Annotated in this window: 17 protein-coding genes; all 17 read left to right on the top strand. The window is 33.4% G+C overall.

The genetic code is table 11. The features are described 5' to 3' along the window. Nucleotides 1–34: 34 nt before the first annotated feature. The 17 genes from fabF to EB239_RS09745 all read left to right on the top strand — a co-directional run bounded on the left by fabF (nt 35) and on the right by EB239_RS09745 (nt 15,582). Nucleotides 35–1,264 (top strand): beta-ketoacyl-ACP synthase II, encoded by a 1,230-nt coding sequence (gene fabF / locus EB239_RS09825; RefSeq protein ID WP_003869195.1) that lies wholly within the window; start codon nt 35–37, stop codon nt 1,262–1,264. Continuing rightward, complete coding sequence (rnc, locus tag EB239_RS09820) at nt 1,236–1,976, top strand: ribonuclease III (RefSeq protein ID WP_003869194.1); 741 nt, start codon at nt 1,236–1,238, stop codon at nt 1,974–1,976. The genes fabF and rnc overlap by 29 nt, the downstream gene beginning before the upstream one ends. Then, nucleotides 1,973–3,037 (top strand): elongator complex protein 3, encoded by a 1,065-nt coding sequence (locus tag EB239_RS09815; RefSeq protein WP_003869193.1) that lies wholly within the window; start codon nt 1,973–1,975, stop codon nt 3,035–3,037. The genes rnc and EB239_RS09815 overlap by 4 nt, the downstream gene beginning before the upstream one ends. 104 nt (nt 3,038–3,141) lie before the next feature. Next, nucleotides 3,142–3,402, top strand: a complete 261-nt coding sequence (locus tag EB239_RS09810) for a stage V sporulation protein S (RefSeq protein ID WP_003869192.1) — start codon at nt 3,142–3,144, stop codon at nt 3,400–3,402. 50 nt (nt 3,403–3,452) lie between these two features. Next, the gene (locus EB239_RS09805) at nt 3,453–3,686 is read left to right on the top strand and encodes a DUF2007 domain-containing protein (RefSeq protein WP_003869191.1); all 234 of its coding nucleotides are present in this window, start codon (nt 3,453–3,455) and stop codon (nt 3,684–3,686) included. A 42-nt stretch (nt 3,687–3,728) separates the two neighbouring features. Continuing rightward, complete coding sequence (gene smc, locus EB239_RS09800; protein ID WP_003869190.1) at nt 3,729–7,319, top strand: chromosome segregation protein SMC; 3,591 nt, start codon at nt 3,729–3,731, stop codon at nt 7,317–7,319. Further along, nucleotides 7,312–8,268 carry a signal recognition particle-docking protein FtsY gene (ftsY, locus tag EB239_RS09795; protein ID WP_003869189.1) on the top strand — a complete coding sequence of 319 codons (957 nt, stop codon included), beginning with the start codon at nt 7,312–7,314 and terminating at the stop codon, nt 8,266–8,268. The genes smc and ftsY overlap by 8 nt, the downstream gene beginning before the upstream one ends. Before the next feature lie 99 nt (nt 8,269–8,367). After that, complete coding sequence (locus tag EB239_RS09790) at nt 8,368–8,721, top strand: putative DNA-binding protein (RefSeq protein WP_003869188.1); 354 nt, start codon at nt 8,368–8,370, stop codon at nt 8,719–8,721. A gap of 13 nt (nt 8,722–8,734) precedes the next feature. Beyond that, nucleotides 8,735–10,075, top strand: a complete 1,341-nt coding sequence (ffh, locus tag EB239_RS09785) for a signal recognition particle protein (protein WP_003869187.1) — start codon at nt 8,735–8,737, stop codon at nt 10,073–10,075. Nucleotides 10,076–10,112: 37 nt separating this feature from the next. Further along, a complete protein-coding gene (gene rpsP, locus EB239_RS09780; RefSeq protein WP_003866679.1) occupies nt 10,113–10,373 on the top strand; it encodes a 30S ribosomal protein S16 in 261 nt (86 codons plus the stop codon). A gap of 25 nt (nt 10,374–10,398) precedes the next feature. Further along, a complete protein-coding gene (locus tag EB239_RS09775) occupies nt 10,399–10,626 on the top strand; it encodes a KH domain-containing protein (protein WP_003866680.1) in 228 nt (75 codons plus the stop codon). Nucleotides 10,627–10,634: 8 nt separating this feature from the next. Further along, nucleotides 10,635–11,138, top strand: a complete 504-nt coding sequence (gene rimM / locus EB239_RS09770) for a ribosome maturation factor RimM (protein ID WP_003866681.1) — start codon at nt 10,635–10,637, stop codon at nt 11,136–11,138. Next, a complete protein-coding gene (trmD, locus tag EB239_RS09765) occupies nt 11,138–11,863 on the top strand; it encodes a tRNA (guanosine(37)-N1)-methyltransferase TrmD (RefSeq protein ID WP_003869186.1) in 726 nt (241 codons plus the stop codon). Before rimM ends, trmD begins: the two co-directional genes overlap by 1 nt. A 22-nt stretch (nt 11,864–11,885) precedes the next feature. Further along, nucleotides 11,886–12,230, top strand: a complete 345-nt coding sequence (rplS, locus tag EB239_RS09760) for a 50S ribosomal protein L19 (RefSeq protein ID WP_003866683.1) — start codon at nt 11,886–11,888, stop codon at nt 12,228–12,230. A 44-nt stretch (nt 12,231–12,274) separates the two neighbouring features. Continuing rightward, on the top strand, nt 12,275–13,108 hold the full coding sequence (ylqF, locus tag EB239_RS09755) for a ribosome biogenesis GTPase YlqF (RefSeq protein WP_003869185.1): 834 nt from the start codon (nt 12,275–12,277) through the stop codon (nt 13,106–13,108). Nucleotides 13,109–13,119: 11 nt separating this feature from the next. Then, nucleotides 13,120–14,652, top strand: a complete 1,533-nt coding sequence (locus EB239_RS09750) for a YifB family Mg chelatase-like AAA ATPase (RefSeq protein ID WP_003869184.1) — start codon at nt 13,120–13,122, stop codon at nt 14,650–14,652. Between the two features lie 63 nt (nt 14,653–14,715). After that, complete coding sequence (locus EB239_RS09745; RefSeq protein ID WP_003869183.1) at nt 14,716–15,582, top strand: YitT family protein; 867 nt, start codon at nt 14,716–14,718, stop codon at nt 15,580–15,582. Nucleotides 15,583–15,603: the final 21 nt, after the last annotated feature.

Here is a 15,603-nt window from a genome sequence, read left to right as displayed (position 1 = left end):
ATAAAATTTTACTCTATTTTGGAGGTTTTAACTCATGAACAGAGTAGTTGTAACAGGAGTAGGAGTCATTACACCTTTAGGTAATACTGTAGAAAAATTTTGGAATTCTTTAATAAATGGTGAGTCTGGAATAGACACTGTTACCAAATTTGACGTGTCGGAGTTTCCTACTAAGGTAGCAGCAGAAGTAAAAGATTTTGAACCCACTTTATACATAGATAAAAAAGAAGCAAGAAGAATGGATAGGTTCATCCAGTTTGCTGTTGCCAGCGCGAAGTTGGCGTTAGAGGATTCACAAATTGACCTTTCTAAAGTTGATTTAAACAGGTTTGGTGTTATTTACGGTACAGGCATAGGAGGAATTGAAACTTTTGAAAATCAGATGAAAATTATGTATGAAAAAGGTCCCGGAAAAGTAAGTCCCTTCTTCATACCTATGATGATAGCAAATATGGCAGCAGGTCAAATTGCAATAACTTTTGGGCTAAAAGGGATAAACGAGACTATAGTAAATGCCTGTGCTTCTAGTACTAATGCTATAGGAGAAGCTTTTAAAGCCATTCAGCGGGGAGATGCAGACCTTATAGTCACAGGTGGTACTGAAGCAGCTATAACTCCCATGTCTTTTGCAGGCTTTTGTGCAATGAAAGCTATGTCCACAAATGAGGACCCTAAAAAAGCCTCCCGTCCTTTTGATTTGAATAGAGATGGTTTTGTAATGGGAGAAGGGTCTGCAAGCTTAATTTTAGAATCTTTAGAACATGCGCAAAAAAGAGGAGCTAAAATTTATGCAGAGATAATAGGTTATGGTGCTACAGATGATGCTTACCACATAACTGCTCCTGCGCCAGAAGGAGAAGGAGCTGCTCGTGCAATGGAAGCAGCTTTAAAGGACGGAAAAGTAAGTTTTGACATGATAGATTATATCAATGCTCATGGAACTTCCACTGAATATAACGACAAATTTGAAACAATGGCTATAAAGAAAGTCTTTAAAGACCATGCGTATAAACTCTATGTAAGCTCTATCAAGTCTATGCTAGGCCATTTGTTAGGAGCAGCAGGGGCTGTTGAAGCTGTTGCTACTGTTTTGACTATAAAAAATGGCATTATACCTCCTACTATTAATTACGAAACTCCTGATCCAGAGTGCGATTTGAATTATGTGCCTAACGAGGCTATAGAAAAAGAAGTAAATTATGCGATTTCTAATTCCTTAGGCTTTGGAGGACATAATGGGACATTACTTTTTAAAAAATTTTAAAAGAGGTATGGAAGTGAAAAGAGAAAATTTGTCTGAATTAGAAAAGAGAATAAACTATAGTTTTAAAGATAAAAATTTGCTTATAGAGGCTTTAACTCACAGTTCATGGGCTCACGAAGGTAAAAATAGCAAGATTAGCAATGAAAGATTGGAGTTTTTAGGAGATTCTGTCCTAAGCCTTGTAATAAGCGAGTATTTGTACAAGAATAGAAAAGATTTAGAAGAAGGTTCTCTTTCTAAATATAGAGCTGAAATAGTTTGTGAGCCATCTCTTGCCAGATGTGCAAGAGAAATAGAATTAGGCAACTTTTTGCGCATTGGCAAAGGAGAAGAACTGACTGGAGGAAGAGAAAGAGATTCTATTCTTGCAGATGCTATGGAAGCGATACTGGCTGCTGTATATCTGGATGGAGGATTAGAAGTCGTTCGCAATGTAATTTTAGAATTGTTCAAAAATATCATTGAAGAAGTTTTGGAAGGGCTTATTTATCGCGACTATAAAACAAAACTGCAAGAAGTTGTTCAAAGCATGGAAATAGGGAAAATTATCTATGAGCTAATAGAGGAAATGGGTCCTGACCATAATAAAACTTTTGTAACTCAAGTGCGGATTGGTGATGTAATATTAGGAAAGGGTTATGGTAAAAGTAAAAAAGAAGCTGAGCAAGCTGCGGCTATGGAAGCATTGATTAAATTGGGGATATTAAAATGAAAAAAAAGATGTATATAATACCACTTTTTATACCCCATTTAGGTTGTCCTTTTAAGTGTGTTTTTTGCAATCAAAATTCAATAACAGGCCAACAGCAGGAGATAACAGAAGAATATGTAAGACAAACTATAGAAACCCATTTAAAAACTCTTCCAAGGGATGCAGAAATAGAGGTATCTTTTTTTGGTGGCAGTTTTACGGGAATACCACAGGATATGCAAAATCTCTACTTGGGAATTGCGAAAGAATATTTGGACAATGGCAAAATAGATGCTATTCGTTTGTCTACTCGTCCTGATTATATAGACACCGAGATTTTACAAAATCTTAAGAGATACAAAGTTTCAATAATAGAACTTGGAGTACAGTCAATGGATGAAGAAGTGCTTTTAAAAAGTAGAAGAGGTCATACAAGTGAGGATGTCGTAAAAGCTGTGAATCTAATTCGGCAATATGACTTTAAATTAGGATTGCAAATAATGATAGGACTACCTGGAGATAACTTAGAGAAATCTTTAAATACCGCTTATAAGATTGTGGAGTTGAAACCTGATTTTGTGAGGATTTATCCTACTTTGGTGATTAAAAATACTTATCTTGAAAGAATGTATAAAGAAGGAAGATTCTTTCCTCTAACCTTGCAAGAGGCTGTTGAAATTTCAAAGAAAATGTATATAATTTTTATTAAGAATAATATTGATGTCATTCGGATTGGACTTCAAACGACAGAAAATATTAATTACAATAAAGATGTAGTAGCAGGTCCTTTTCATCCTGCGATGGGACAATTAGTTGAGTCAAGTGTTATTCTTGACATTTTCATAAGGGTATTTGAGGATAAAAATATAAGGAACACAAAGGTTACGATTTTTTCTAATGAAAAGCGGATTTCCACAATTATAGGGCAAAAAAAATTCAACAAGTTGTTTTTAGAAAAAAAATACAACGTAAAGACGGAATTTAAAATATTAAACAGTCTGACTAATGACAAAATAGTTGTTTGTAGTGATAAAAAGATCATGCGTATTTCTATAACCGATTTTATAAAAAATAATTTTTAAAAAAATTTTATAAAAAAGAAGGAAATATTGGTTTTTTATCGAATATATAATATATATCAAATGTATTCATTTTCACAATAATGTATGAAGGAGGTTATTTTACAGTGGAGGTTCTAAAAGTATCAGCTAAATCTAAACCTAAGTCTGTAGCAGGTGCATTAGCAGCCGTTTTAAGAGAAAAATCTTCAGCAGAAATTCAGGCGGTTGGGGCAGGTGCAGTAAATCAAGCGGTTAAGGCTATTGCAATAGCAAGGGGGTTTGTGGCGCCAAATGGCATAGACTTAATTGCGATTCCTGCCTTTTCAGAGATTGAGATAGACGGCGAAATGAGGACAGCGATAAAATTTATTGTAGAACCAAGATAATCTAAACCTGCTTTTTTAGCAGGTTTTATTTTTATATAGAGGTGATTTTGATGGAAGGCTTCGTTAAAATTTTAGTGTTAGAAAATGAAATAGAAGCTAAACTGTTAGAAGGCATTTTAAAAGAAAAGGGGATACCACATTTTATAAGAAGTTATCATGATACGGCTTATGATGGATTGTTTCAAATGGTAACAGGATGGGGAGAAATATTAGCACCTTCTTCTTATAAGGAAGAAATAGAGGAGATTGTAGAAGAAATACGAAAAAATGAAGATGAAATTTAAATGTAGATGTGGTAAAATGGAAGGTGCATAAGGAGTGGTGGTATGTACCTTAAGAAACTTGAACTTCAAGGCTTTAAGTCTTTTGCAGACAAAGTAACTCTTAATTTTGAAAAAGGTGTAACAGCAATTGTAGGTCCAAATGGAAGTGGCAAAAGTAATATTTCTGACGCTATTAGATTAGTTCTGGGAGAACAAAGTATCAAAAGTTTAAGAGGTTCTAAGTTAGAGGATGTAATTTTTGCAGGTAGCGAGAATAGAAAACCTTTAGGTTTTTGTGAAATAAATCTCACCCTTGATAATTCCGATGGTTATCTTCCTTTTGATTATACAGAGGTAGTTATTACCAGAAAAATTTTTAGATCTGGCGAAAGTGAGTTTTTTATAAATAAAACTCCTTGCCGTCTTAAGGACATATACGAGCTTTTTTTAGATACAGGAGTAGGAAAAGAAGGCTATTCAATAATAGGACAAGGGAGAATAGACGAGATCCTATCTGCAAGACCAGAAGATAGAAGACAAATTTTTGAGGAAGCAATAGGTATTTCAAAGTACAGATATAAAAAAGAAGAAGCAGAAAGGAAACTCACAGCAGCTAATGATAATCTACTTCGTTTAAACGATATAGTTGTAGAATTAGAGAAGCAGCTTACTACTTTGGAAACGCAAAAAAGCAAGGCAGAAGAGTTTTTAAAACTCCACAAGGAAAAAAGGAAAGCAGATATAAGTTTATATATTCAATTAGCAAAGAGGTCTATGAATCAGTACGATGCTTTAAAAGGAAAATATGAGAACTTAAAAAATCAATTAGATGTAAAAAAAATACATAAAATCAATCAAGAGGAGAATTTGTTATATAAAGAAAAAGAAATTCATGACTTAAAACAGCAATTGGGCAGTAAAAAAGAGGAATATCACAATAAGTTAAGAGAGATAGAGATAGTCTCAGGAAAAAGGGAATTAATAATAGAGAAGCTTAGAAATTTGGAAGAAACCACAGAGCTTTACAGAGAGGAGTTAGAAAAAGCTGCAAAACGGGAAAGAGTTTTAAAGGAAGAACTTAAAAGGATAGAGTCTAATGTAGCCCTTTTACATGCAAACAAGGAAGAATTGGAAGAAAAGTTAAGACAATTTCAAGAAGAATATGTAAGTTTGCAAAAGAAACAAAAGAATGAGATAGAAGAAGTTGAAAAAGCTAAGGAAGATATAATTGAAATTTTAAATAGCATAGCAGATGTGAAAGGAAAATTGTCTTTGAACAATTCTCTAAAGGAAGAGGCAATAAGTAGGCAGCAAAATTTAAAAAAGCATATAGAGGAAATTCAAAATCGAATAGAAATTTTGGATAAAGAAAAAAATAAAATTGTTGAAGAATTACAAATTTTACAAAAAGAACTGGATAAAAAGAATCAGCAAAGGGTTACTAAACAGCAAGCTTTACAAAAAATTGATAGTGAGCTGATTTTGAGAGAAGATACTTTAAAAGTTATTAAAGAAGAAATTGAAAGAAAAAGGTCACGACTTTCTATTTTAGAGGAGATGGATAAAAATTACGAAGGCTATAGTGGAACTGTGCGGAACTTGTTAAAACTCTCTGAAAATATTCCTTCTTTTAAGGAAAATATAATAGGAGTAGTGGGGGAACTTTTAGAGGTTGAAAATACTTATAGCACAGCAATTGAGGTAGCATTGGGCTCAAGTATACAGAATATAGTTATAAAATCTTCTGAGGGAGTAGCGGAAATTATTGAAAGGTTAAAACAAAAAGATTTAGGAAGAGCTACTTTTTTGCCTCTTGATTTAATCCGTGGGAGGGGTCTTTCTCAACAGGAAAGCAATATTTTGACTGAGAAAGGCGTAATTGGAGTTGCTTCTAAGCTAATAAAGTATAACGATAATTTAGAAGAAATTTTTAATTTTTTGTTAGGTCGTGTTATTATAGTAGATACCATTGAAAATGCAGTGAGGTTATCTAAAAAATATAATCAAGCTTATAAAATTGTAACATTAGAAGGAGAAGTTATAAATCCAGGGGGTGCAATAACCGGTGGCAGTTTAAAACCTAAACTTCAAAGCATCTTTAAGAGAAAAGAAGAGATAACTAAACTGAAAAAAGAAATTGATAGTTTAAAAAATCAACAAGAAATATTGGTGGAAGAAATTGGGCAAAAAATAAATGATAAAATTCATGAAGAGGAGCAAATAGAATTATTCAACAAAGAAATTTCTGATATTAGCTACAATATAACTTCTAATGAGCAAAGGAGGATTTCATTAGAAAAAGAAATAGGAAATTTATTAAATCAACTAGAAAATTATACTTTAGAAATTGATGAATTAAAGGAAAATGTTAGAAATTATCAACAAGAAATTGACCGGTTTTTAAAAGAGTTAGAAAGCTTAGAAAAAGAAAAAGAACGATTGGATGCTTTGATCAATGGTTTTAAAGAAAAAAACAATAAAGGAGAGGAAAATTTAGCAATTTTAGACAAAGAAATCACTGCTTTGAAGATTGAAATCGCTAAAATCGAACAAAAGCTCCAGAATGAACTTCATAACTTAAAAGATAAACGACAAGAATTTGATAGAGAAAAAAACAATATAGTAGAGAAGGAAAAGAATATTAAAGAAATAGAAAGCTTAAAGGTCAATTTGAGTTTAGATAGGGAAAAGTTGCAAGGAGAAATATATAAATTACAACAAGAAGTAGAAAAAATTCAAAAAGATATTTCTTCTTTAGAAGATAATATTTTCCAAGAAGAAGAAGATTTACAAAAGCGTAAAGAAAAATTTTCGATTTTACAACAAGAATTTACTAATATTAATGAAGAATTTCATAAGGTAGAAATGGAAATGCAAAGATTCCAGATAGAGATTGACAATATCAAAAATAGGCTTTGGGAAGAATATGAATTGACCTTAGACAGAGCTTTTGAAGAAGCTGAAGAAGGCGAGATTTCAAAATTAAGACAAAGAGCAGATCATTTGGCAAAGGCTATAAAAGGATTAGGTAATGTGAATATAGATGCTATTGAAGAATATAAAGAGGTAAAGGAAAGGTATGATTTTTTAAAATCTCAGATGGAAGATATTATAAAGGCAAAGGAATCTTTAATTTCTGTAATCGAAGAAGCAAATAAAATTATCAAAACAAAATTTAAAGATGGTTTTGAAATCCTACAGATTCAATTTAAGGAGACGTTTAGGCGACTTTTTGGAGGGGGTAATGCAGAGTTAATACTTACTGATGAAGACAATCTTTTAGAAACAGGTATAGAAATTAAAGCACAGCCCCCAGGAAAGAAATTGCAAACCCTTTCTCTTCTTTCAGGAGGAGAAAAGGCATTAGTTGCTATTTCCCTTTTATTTGCAATGCTAATTATAAAACCTACTCCTTTTTGTATATTGGATGAGATAGATGCAGCATTAGATGATGCAAATGTGGAGAGATTTGCTGAGTTTCTGAAAGAATTGTCAAGAGATACTCAGTTTATAGTTGTAAGCCACAGAAAAGGGACAATGATGGTGGCAGATGCGATATACGGTGTAACAATGCAAGAAAAAGGAGTTTCCAAATTGTTATCCCTTAAACTAAATACTGACGACAAAATAGGAGGCTTGGTAAAACATGCTTAATTTTTTTGACAAATCTAAAAAAGAATCCGAAACTGCTGAAAAAAAAGGTTTTTTTCAAAAGATTAAAGAAGGACTTTTAAAAACAAGAGAAAATTTGACTTCTAAAATAGATAGTATTGTTACAATAGGTAGAAAAATTGACGAAGAACTTTTGGAAGAATTAGAAGAGATTTTAATTTTAGCTGATATAGGTATTAGTACTACTTCTAAGATTATAGAAGGAATACGTCAAAAGGCAAAAGAAAGAAAGATTTATGATGCGTCTCAAATAAAAGAACTTTTAGCTGAAGAAGTTTATGAAATTTTGCAAAAGGATGTAGAACCTTTTACCTTGACTTCTCCTATGGTGATATTGAACGTTGGGGTAAATGGAGTAGGAAAGACTACTACAATTGGAAAATTAGCTTATTTGTACAAAAAAGAAGGCAAAAAAGTTATGCTAGCAGCAGGTGATACTTTTAGAGCTGCAGCTATTGACCAGTTAGAAATATGGGCAGAGAGAGTTAACTGTCCAATTATCAAACACCAAGAAGGCTCAGATCCAGCTTCTGTTATTTTTGATGGCATTCAAGCCTCAAAAGCAAGGGAAATAGATATACTTATTTGTGATACTGCAGGTAGACTGCATAATAAAAAGAATCTGATGGAGGAATTGAGGAAAATACGCAAAGTTATAGATAGGGAATATCCTGAAGCGAGAGTAGAAACCTTTTTAGTTTTAGATGCTACAACTGGTCAAAATGCTCTTCAACAGGCGAAAATATTTAAAGAAGTTTCTGATATAACCGGTATTGTACTTACCAAATTAGATGGAACGGCAAAAGGTGGAATTGTGGTAGCTATAAAATCAGAATTAAATGTACCTATAAGATATATAGGAATTGGGGAAGGAATAGAGGATTTGCAAGCTTTTGATGCAAAATCTTTCGTTTCTGCTATTTTTCAGTAAATTAAATCGTAAAAAAATGAAAAAACACAGCTTGACAAAAAGCAGCCCTTCATATAAAATCTTAATGTAAAGGTTAGGACCTTAACGGGTGGGATTTTTGTGGATGATGATTTTTTATTTATGACTCTTTTGTATGATTTTTATGGTGCTTTGCTTACAGATAAGCAAAGAGAAATTTTTGAGATGTACTATTTAAATGATTATTCTCTTGGAGAAATTTCCGAACTTTTGGATATCTCGCGGCAAGGGGTTTATGATACCTTAAAAAGAGCAGAAAGCTCGTTAGAGTTTTTTGAGGAAAAATTAGGATTGGTAAAAAGACATCAAGAAATAATGAATAAACTGGATAAGATAGAAAAGGGCATTAAAATAATACGGCAAAGAGAAAGAGACCCAGAAATTTTAAAAATTATTGAGGAGATAGCTCGTGAAATAGAGGAGCTAAATCCGTAGGAGGTAAATTTTAATGGCTTTTGAAAGCCTATCTGAAAGGCTGCAGGAAATCTTTAAAAAGTTAAGAGGAAAAGGAAAACTCACAGAAAAAGATATAAAAGAAGCTATGAGGGAAGTAAAAGTTGCCCTCTTAGAAGCGGATGTCAACTTTAAGGTAGTAAAAGACTTTATAAACTCTGTTACAGAAAAAGCTTTAGGGCAAGAAGTGATGGAAAGCCTGACCCCGGGGCAACAGGTGATAAAGATAGTCAATGATGAGCTTATAGCCCTTATGGGGTCTACTCAAAGCCGGTTAAATATAGGGAATAAAGTTCCTGCAGTTATAATGATGGTTGGACTTCAAGGTTCTGGAAAGACCACTGCTTGTGGGAAATTGGCAAACTTGTTAAAGAAGCAGGGAAAAAATCCCCTACTAGTAGCCTGTGACGTCGTCAGACCGGCTGCCATAAAGCAGTTACAGGTTGTGGGAGCTAATGTAAATGTACCAGTTTTTACAATGGGGGACAAAGTAAATCCTGTTGATATTGCAAAAGCTTCTATTGATTATGCAAGGTCTCATAACTCTGACGTAATTATCATAGATACTGCGGGTAGGCTTCACATAGATGAAGAATTAATGGAGGAACTTGTAAATATAAAAAAAGCAGTACAACCAGATGAAATTTTGTTAGTAGTAGATGCGATGACAGGTCAAGACGCAGTGAATGTAGCGTCTTCCTTTAATGAAAGGCTAGATATAACAGGAGTTATATTGACAAAATTGGATGGAGATACGAGGGGTGGAGCAGCTCTTTCTATTAAGGCTGTTACACAAAAACCCATAAAATATGTGGGTACAGGCGAAAAGTTGACAGATTTAGAGCCTTTTTATCCTGATAGAATGGCCTCTCGTATTTTGGGAATGGGAGATGTTTTGACTTTAATTGAAAAGGCCCAAGCAGCAATTGATGAGAAAAAGGCACAAGAGTTAGGTCAAAAGCTTTTAACAAAACAGTTTACATTGGAAGATTTCTTGGAACAATTGCAGAGTCTTAAAAATATGGGGCCTTTAGACCAACTTCTCAGTATGATCCCTGGAATGAACAAAAACATGCTTAAAAATGTAGACATTTCTGAAAAAGACTTAAAGAGGATAGAAGCCATTATTCAATCTATGACTAAAGAAGAAAGGCAAAACCCTTCTATTATAAATGGCAGTAGAAAGAAAAGAATAGCCAAAGGCAGCGGTACCACCATCCAACAGGTAAATAGCCTCTTAAAACAGTTTGAAGAAACTAAAAAGATGATGAAGAAATTTGCTGATATTGACAAAGACCTAAAGAAAGGTAAAATGAGGCTGCCTTTCTTTAGATGATATCGGAAGGTGGGCAACTTTTGAAGGAGGTGAGAAAGTGGCAGTCAGAATAAGATTAAAAAGGTTTGGGGCTAAGAAAAGACCTTTTTACAGGATAGTAGTAGCAGATTCAAGGTCACCAAGAGATGGAAGGTTTATTGATGAGATAGGATATTACAATCCTATAGCCCAGCCTGCTGAAATAAAAATAGATGTTGAAAAGGCTAAAAAGTGGCTTAGTGTTGGTGCCCAACCTTCAGATACTGTAAAGTCACTGTTTAAAAAAGAAGGTATAATTGGCAATAGTGCATCTCAATAATCCTCTCTTGTGAGGAGGTGTAATAATGGGAGAATTGGTTAAAACTATAGCCAAAGCGTTAGTTGACAATCCTGATGCTGTAGAAGTCAATGAAATAGAAGGACAGCAATCTGTTATCATAGAGCTTAAAGTTGCTCCCGAAGATATGGGAAAGGTAATTGGGAAACAGGGAAGGATTGCTCAAGCAATTCGCACATTGGTTAAAGCTGCTGCCTTAAAAGAAAAGAAACGTGTGATTGTTGAGATAATCTAGGTGGTGGTATGGCTGATTATTATAATGTAGGAAAAGTTACTTCTGCCCATGGCATTAAGGGCGAAGTTAAAGTATATCCTCTTACCAATGTTCCCGAAAGGTTTTATGACCTTGAGTATGTATGGATTTTTGATGACCAACAAAGGCCCCACAAATATGACATTGAATATGTCAAGATTATATCTAAAGGAGTTTGTGTAAAATTAAAAGGAATTGATACTAGAGGCGATGCAGAAAAATTAAAAGGGGCCTTTTTAAAAGTTGACTCTCAAAATGCTTTGGAGTTAGAAGAAAATGAATATTTCATCAAAGATTTAGTCGGGATGAAGGTGTATACAGAAGAAGGAAGTTTTCTGGGTACATTGGTAGAGGTACTTAAGACAGGTGCAAATGATGTGTATGTAATAAAAACTGAGGAGAGGGAAATACTAATTCCTGCTATAAAAGAAGTGGTCAAAAAAGTTGATGTTGACAATAAAGTAATGGTGGTCCACCTTCTGGAGGGGCTATGATGATTTTTGACGTTTTAACCCTATTTCCTGAAATGTTTGATAGTGTTTTATCCTATAGTATATTGAAAAGGGCTATTGAAAAAGGAAAAATAAAAGTTAATTTGATAAATATAAGAGATTTTTCAAAGGATAAACACAAAAGAGTAGATGATTATCCTTATGGAGGCGGGCCAGGAATGGTGATGATGCCTCAGCCTCTCTTTGATGCAATTGAATTTGTAAAAAGTCAAGGAAATATCCCTGTATATTACCTTGGTCCTAAAGGTAAAATTTTTAATCAGGAAATGGCGGTTAAGATGTCTAAATTAGAAAGAATAGCCCTTTTGTGTGGACACTATGAAGGAATAGATGAAAGAGTCTATTCTGTTATTGATGAAGAAATTTCTTTAGGAGATTTTATATTGACAGGCGGAGAGATAGCCGCCATGGCTATCATTGACGCTGTAACAAGACTTATTGAAGGAGTACTTTCACACCCTCAAAGCGCTATAGAAGAATCCTTTGCTAATAATTTATTGGAATATCCACAGTATACAAGGCCAGAAGTTTTTAGAGGTATGAAGGTGCCAGAAATTTTACTAAGTGGTAATCATGCCGAAATAGCTAAATGGCGAAGGCAAAAGTCTTTAGAGATAACTCTTTTAAAACGGCCTGATTTGCTTAAAAAGGCTGTTTTGACTGAAGAAGATAAAAAGTTTTTAAGAGAAAAAGGATTTGACATTTAGAAGGTGGAAGGAGGGAAAAATAATGGACTTAATAAAAGCAGTTGAAAGTCAGCAGATGAGAAAAGACTTAACTCCTTTTAATGTAGGAGATACTATAAGGGTACATTATAAGGTTATTGAAGGAGATAGGGAAAGAATTCAGCCTTTTGAAGGGATAGTAATTAAAAAGAGTGGATCAGGTTTAAGAGAGACTTTCACTGTAAGACGTGTATCTTATGGCGTTGGAGTTGAAAGGACTTTTCCACTTCACTCTCCAAGAATTGAAAAGATAGAGGTTATAAGGAGAGGTAAAGTCAGAAGAGCAAAATTGTATTATTTGAGAAAGAGAGTAGGAAAAGCTGCTACAAAGATAAAGGAATTAATGTAAAAAGGGGTTAAAACCCCTTTTTTAAATATGTGGAGGAATTAGACATGATACAGTGGTATCCTGGACATATGGCAAAATCTAAAAAGGAGATAGTTTCTAACCTTAAGTTAGTAGATGTAGTATACGAAATAGTAGATGCGAGAATACCTAAAAGCAGTAGAAACCCAGATATTGATGATATTGTAAAAAATAAAAAAAGGATCATTCTTCTCAATAAAGCTGATTTGGCTGATGATGTAATTACGGATTTATGGATAGAATATTTTAAAGAAAAGGGAATAGAAGCGGTAAAAGTTAATTCAATTACAGGATTTGGCCTTAAAGAGATAAATGAAGCAACTCAGAGAGTTTGTCAAGATATTTTGGATAAAAAAAAGCAAAAAGGAATGATTCCAAGGCTGAGAGGAATGATTGTAGGTGTTCCAAATGTCGGTAAATCTACTTTTATTAATAAATTAATTGGCAGTAAAAGGGCAAAGACTGGCGATAAGCCGGGGGTTACAAGGGCTTTGCATTGGATAAAAACTCCTTATTTCGACCTTTTGGACACTCCTGGCATACTCTGGCCAAAATTTGACGATAAAAAAGTAGGAATTATGTTAGCAATTACTGGAGCTATAAAAGATGAAATATTGGACATAGAAGAAATAGCATTAAACTTAGTAGCAATCTTAAAAAAGTATTATCCCAATTATTTGATGTCCCGCTATAAAATTGATAAAATAGTAGATGAAGATTTTGAACTTTTAAAAGAAATAGGTAGAAAAAGAGGTTGTTTAATTGCAGGTGGAGAAGTAGATACATTAAAAACTTCTCATATTTTGCTGGAGGATTTTCGCAAGGGAAAACTGGGGAAGATTTCTCTGGAAAGACCATAAGGGGGATTTTTATGCTTTCTAAAGTAAAAAGTATGGCAGTCTTAGGGATAAATGCCTATGTGGTAGAGGTGGAGGTAGATTTATCTACAGGAATTCCTTCTTTTGATATTGTGGGCTTGGGCGATACAGAAGTTAAGGAAGCAAGAGACAGAGTAAGGTCTGCTATCAAAAACAGTGGCTTTGAATTTCCCCTCAAAAAAATTACTGTAAATTTAGCACCAGCGGATACTAAAAAAGAAGGTACTGCTTTTGATTTGCCTTTGGCAATAGGAATTTTAAAATGCACAGAGGAGATAAAAGAGGAAAAGGAAGATATAGCCTTTGTAGGTGAACTTTCTTTGGACGGAAGTCTAAGAGGCGTAAATGGTATACTGCCAATGGTAATCGGGGCAAAGGAAAAAGGTATATCCTCTATTGTTGTTCCTTATGAAAATGCTTATGAAGCGGCAGTTGTTGAGGGGATAAAAGTATATCCTATGAAAAATTTAAAAGAAGTGGTTGAATTTTTAAATGGAGATAGGGAAATAGAATCTTTTACTTTAGATATTAATAGTTTTTTTGATAATGTAGAATACGACGTAGATTTTGCTGAAGTAAAAGGACAAGAAAATGCAAAAAGGGTACTTGAGATTGCCGCTGCCGGAGGCCACAATGTGCTAATGATTGGCCCTCCTGGAGCGGGTAAAACTATGTTGGCAAGGCGTTTTCCTACTATTCTTCCTCAGTTAAGTTTTGAAGAGGCTTTAGAAGTTACCAAGATATACAGTATAGCAGGATTGCTTCCAAAAGGTACACCTCTTATCACTACTCGACCTTTTAGAGCTCCTCATCATACTATCTCTACAGTTGCTTTAGTTGGGGGAGGAAAATATCCTAAGCCTGGGGAAGTATCCCTTGCCCACTATGGAGTGTTATTTTTAGATGAGATTCCTGAATTTAAAAAAGATGCAATAGAAGTTTTAAGGCAGCCGTTAGAAGATGAAGTGGTTACAATTACTCGTGTAAATGGTAGCTTTAGTTATCCAAGTAAATTTATTTTAATTTTAGCTATGAATCCTTGTCCTTGTGGCTATTATGGCGATGATACTCACGAATGCCATTGTAGTGTAAATGAAATAAGAAGATACCAAAATAAAATTTCAGGACCTTTGTTAGATAGAATTGATTTACATGTGGAGGTAAAACCTCTTAAAAAAGATAAATATTTCGAAGAAGAAACGCCATCGGAAAGTTCCAAGGAAGTTCGCGAACGAGTTATAAAAGCACGAGAAATGCAACTTAAAAGGTATAAAGGTACTGGTATATACTTTAATTCTCAATTAAAAGGAAATATGTTAAAAAAATATTGCAAACTTGATGAAGATACTAAAAAATTTTTAAATGAGGCTTTCGAGAAGTTTTATTTAAGTGCAAGAGGATATAATAAAATTTTAAAAGTTGCTCGTACAATTGCTGATTTGGAAGGTGCAGAAAATATTAAGTTTGAGCATGTAGCAGAAGCATTACAGTATAGAATTGTTGATAGCAAATATTGGTATAAATAAAAATTACAATAAAAATTTTATGTAAAGTAATTAATTCTCAAATGTGATAAGAAGGTGTTAGCTTTGGAGATAACAAGTTTTTTTAATAGGGAAAGTATAAAAAATATTTTCTTTATTCTTATAGGGACTTTAATGTCTGCTATTGGTATTAACATGTTTATTGTTCATGCTAAACTTTTAAGTGGAGGAGTCTCTGGTATTGCACTTATTATACAGTATTTAACCAAGTTTCCTGCAGGATACACTATATTTTTGCTAAACATCCCACTTTTAATTTTGAGCTATAAAAAAGTAAATTTAAGGTTTACAATTTTTACTATTATAGGTACTGTATCACTTTCTTTGTTTTTGGTGCTTACTTATTCAATAAAAAATATATTACATATAAATGATCCATTACTTTTAAGTTTATACGGCGGAGTGTTAAATGGTTTAGGTATGGGAATAGTTTTTAGTAATCACGGGTCAACTGGCGGTTTAGATATAATTTCTGTAATTGTAAAAAAGAAATATGATAATTTTGAAATTGGGCATATTTCTTTTATTGTTAACTTTTTTATCGTAGCCATTGGAGCTATATTTTTTGGTTTGACCAGTGCTCTTTACACTCTTGTCTCAATGTACATTACTTCCTACATGGTGGATAAAACTATAAAAGGTTTTAATAGACAAAAAATGGTGCTGGTGGTTACTGATAAAGTAGAAGAAGTGAGCAAAGAAATAATGACTACATTAAAAAGAGGGGTTACTTTGCTTCATGGAGAGGGTGCTTATACCAAAGAGAACAAAAAGGTTTTATATTCCATTGTGTCTTTAACACAGCTTCCACAGCTTAAACTTATTGTACACCAAATAGATGAAAATGCTTTTATCTCTATATTAGATGTAGCCGAAGTTCATGGAAAAGGATTTATGAGGGAATTATTTTAAATTTCATTGCAAATTTTGAAA

The sequence above is a fragment of the Thermoanaerobacter ethanolicus JW 200 genome (assembly GCF_003722315.1).
In the GTDB taxonomy this organism is placed as follows: domain Bacteria; phylum Bacillota; class Thermoanaerobacteria; order Thermoanaerobacterales; family Thermoanaerobacteraceae; genus Thermoanaerobacter; species Thermoanaerobacter ethanolicus.
Note: the sequence above shows the minus strand (reverse complement) of the source record. Positions and strands in the feature narration are given on the sequence as shown.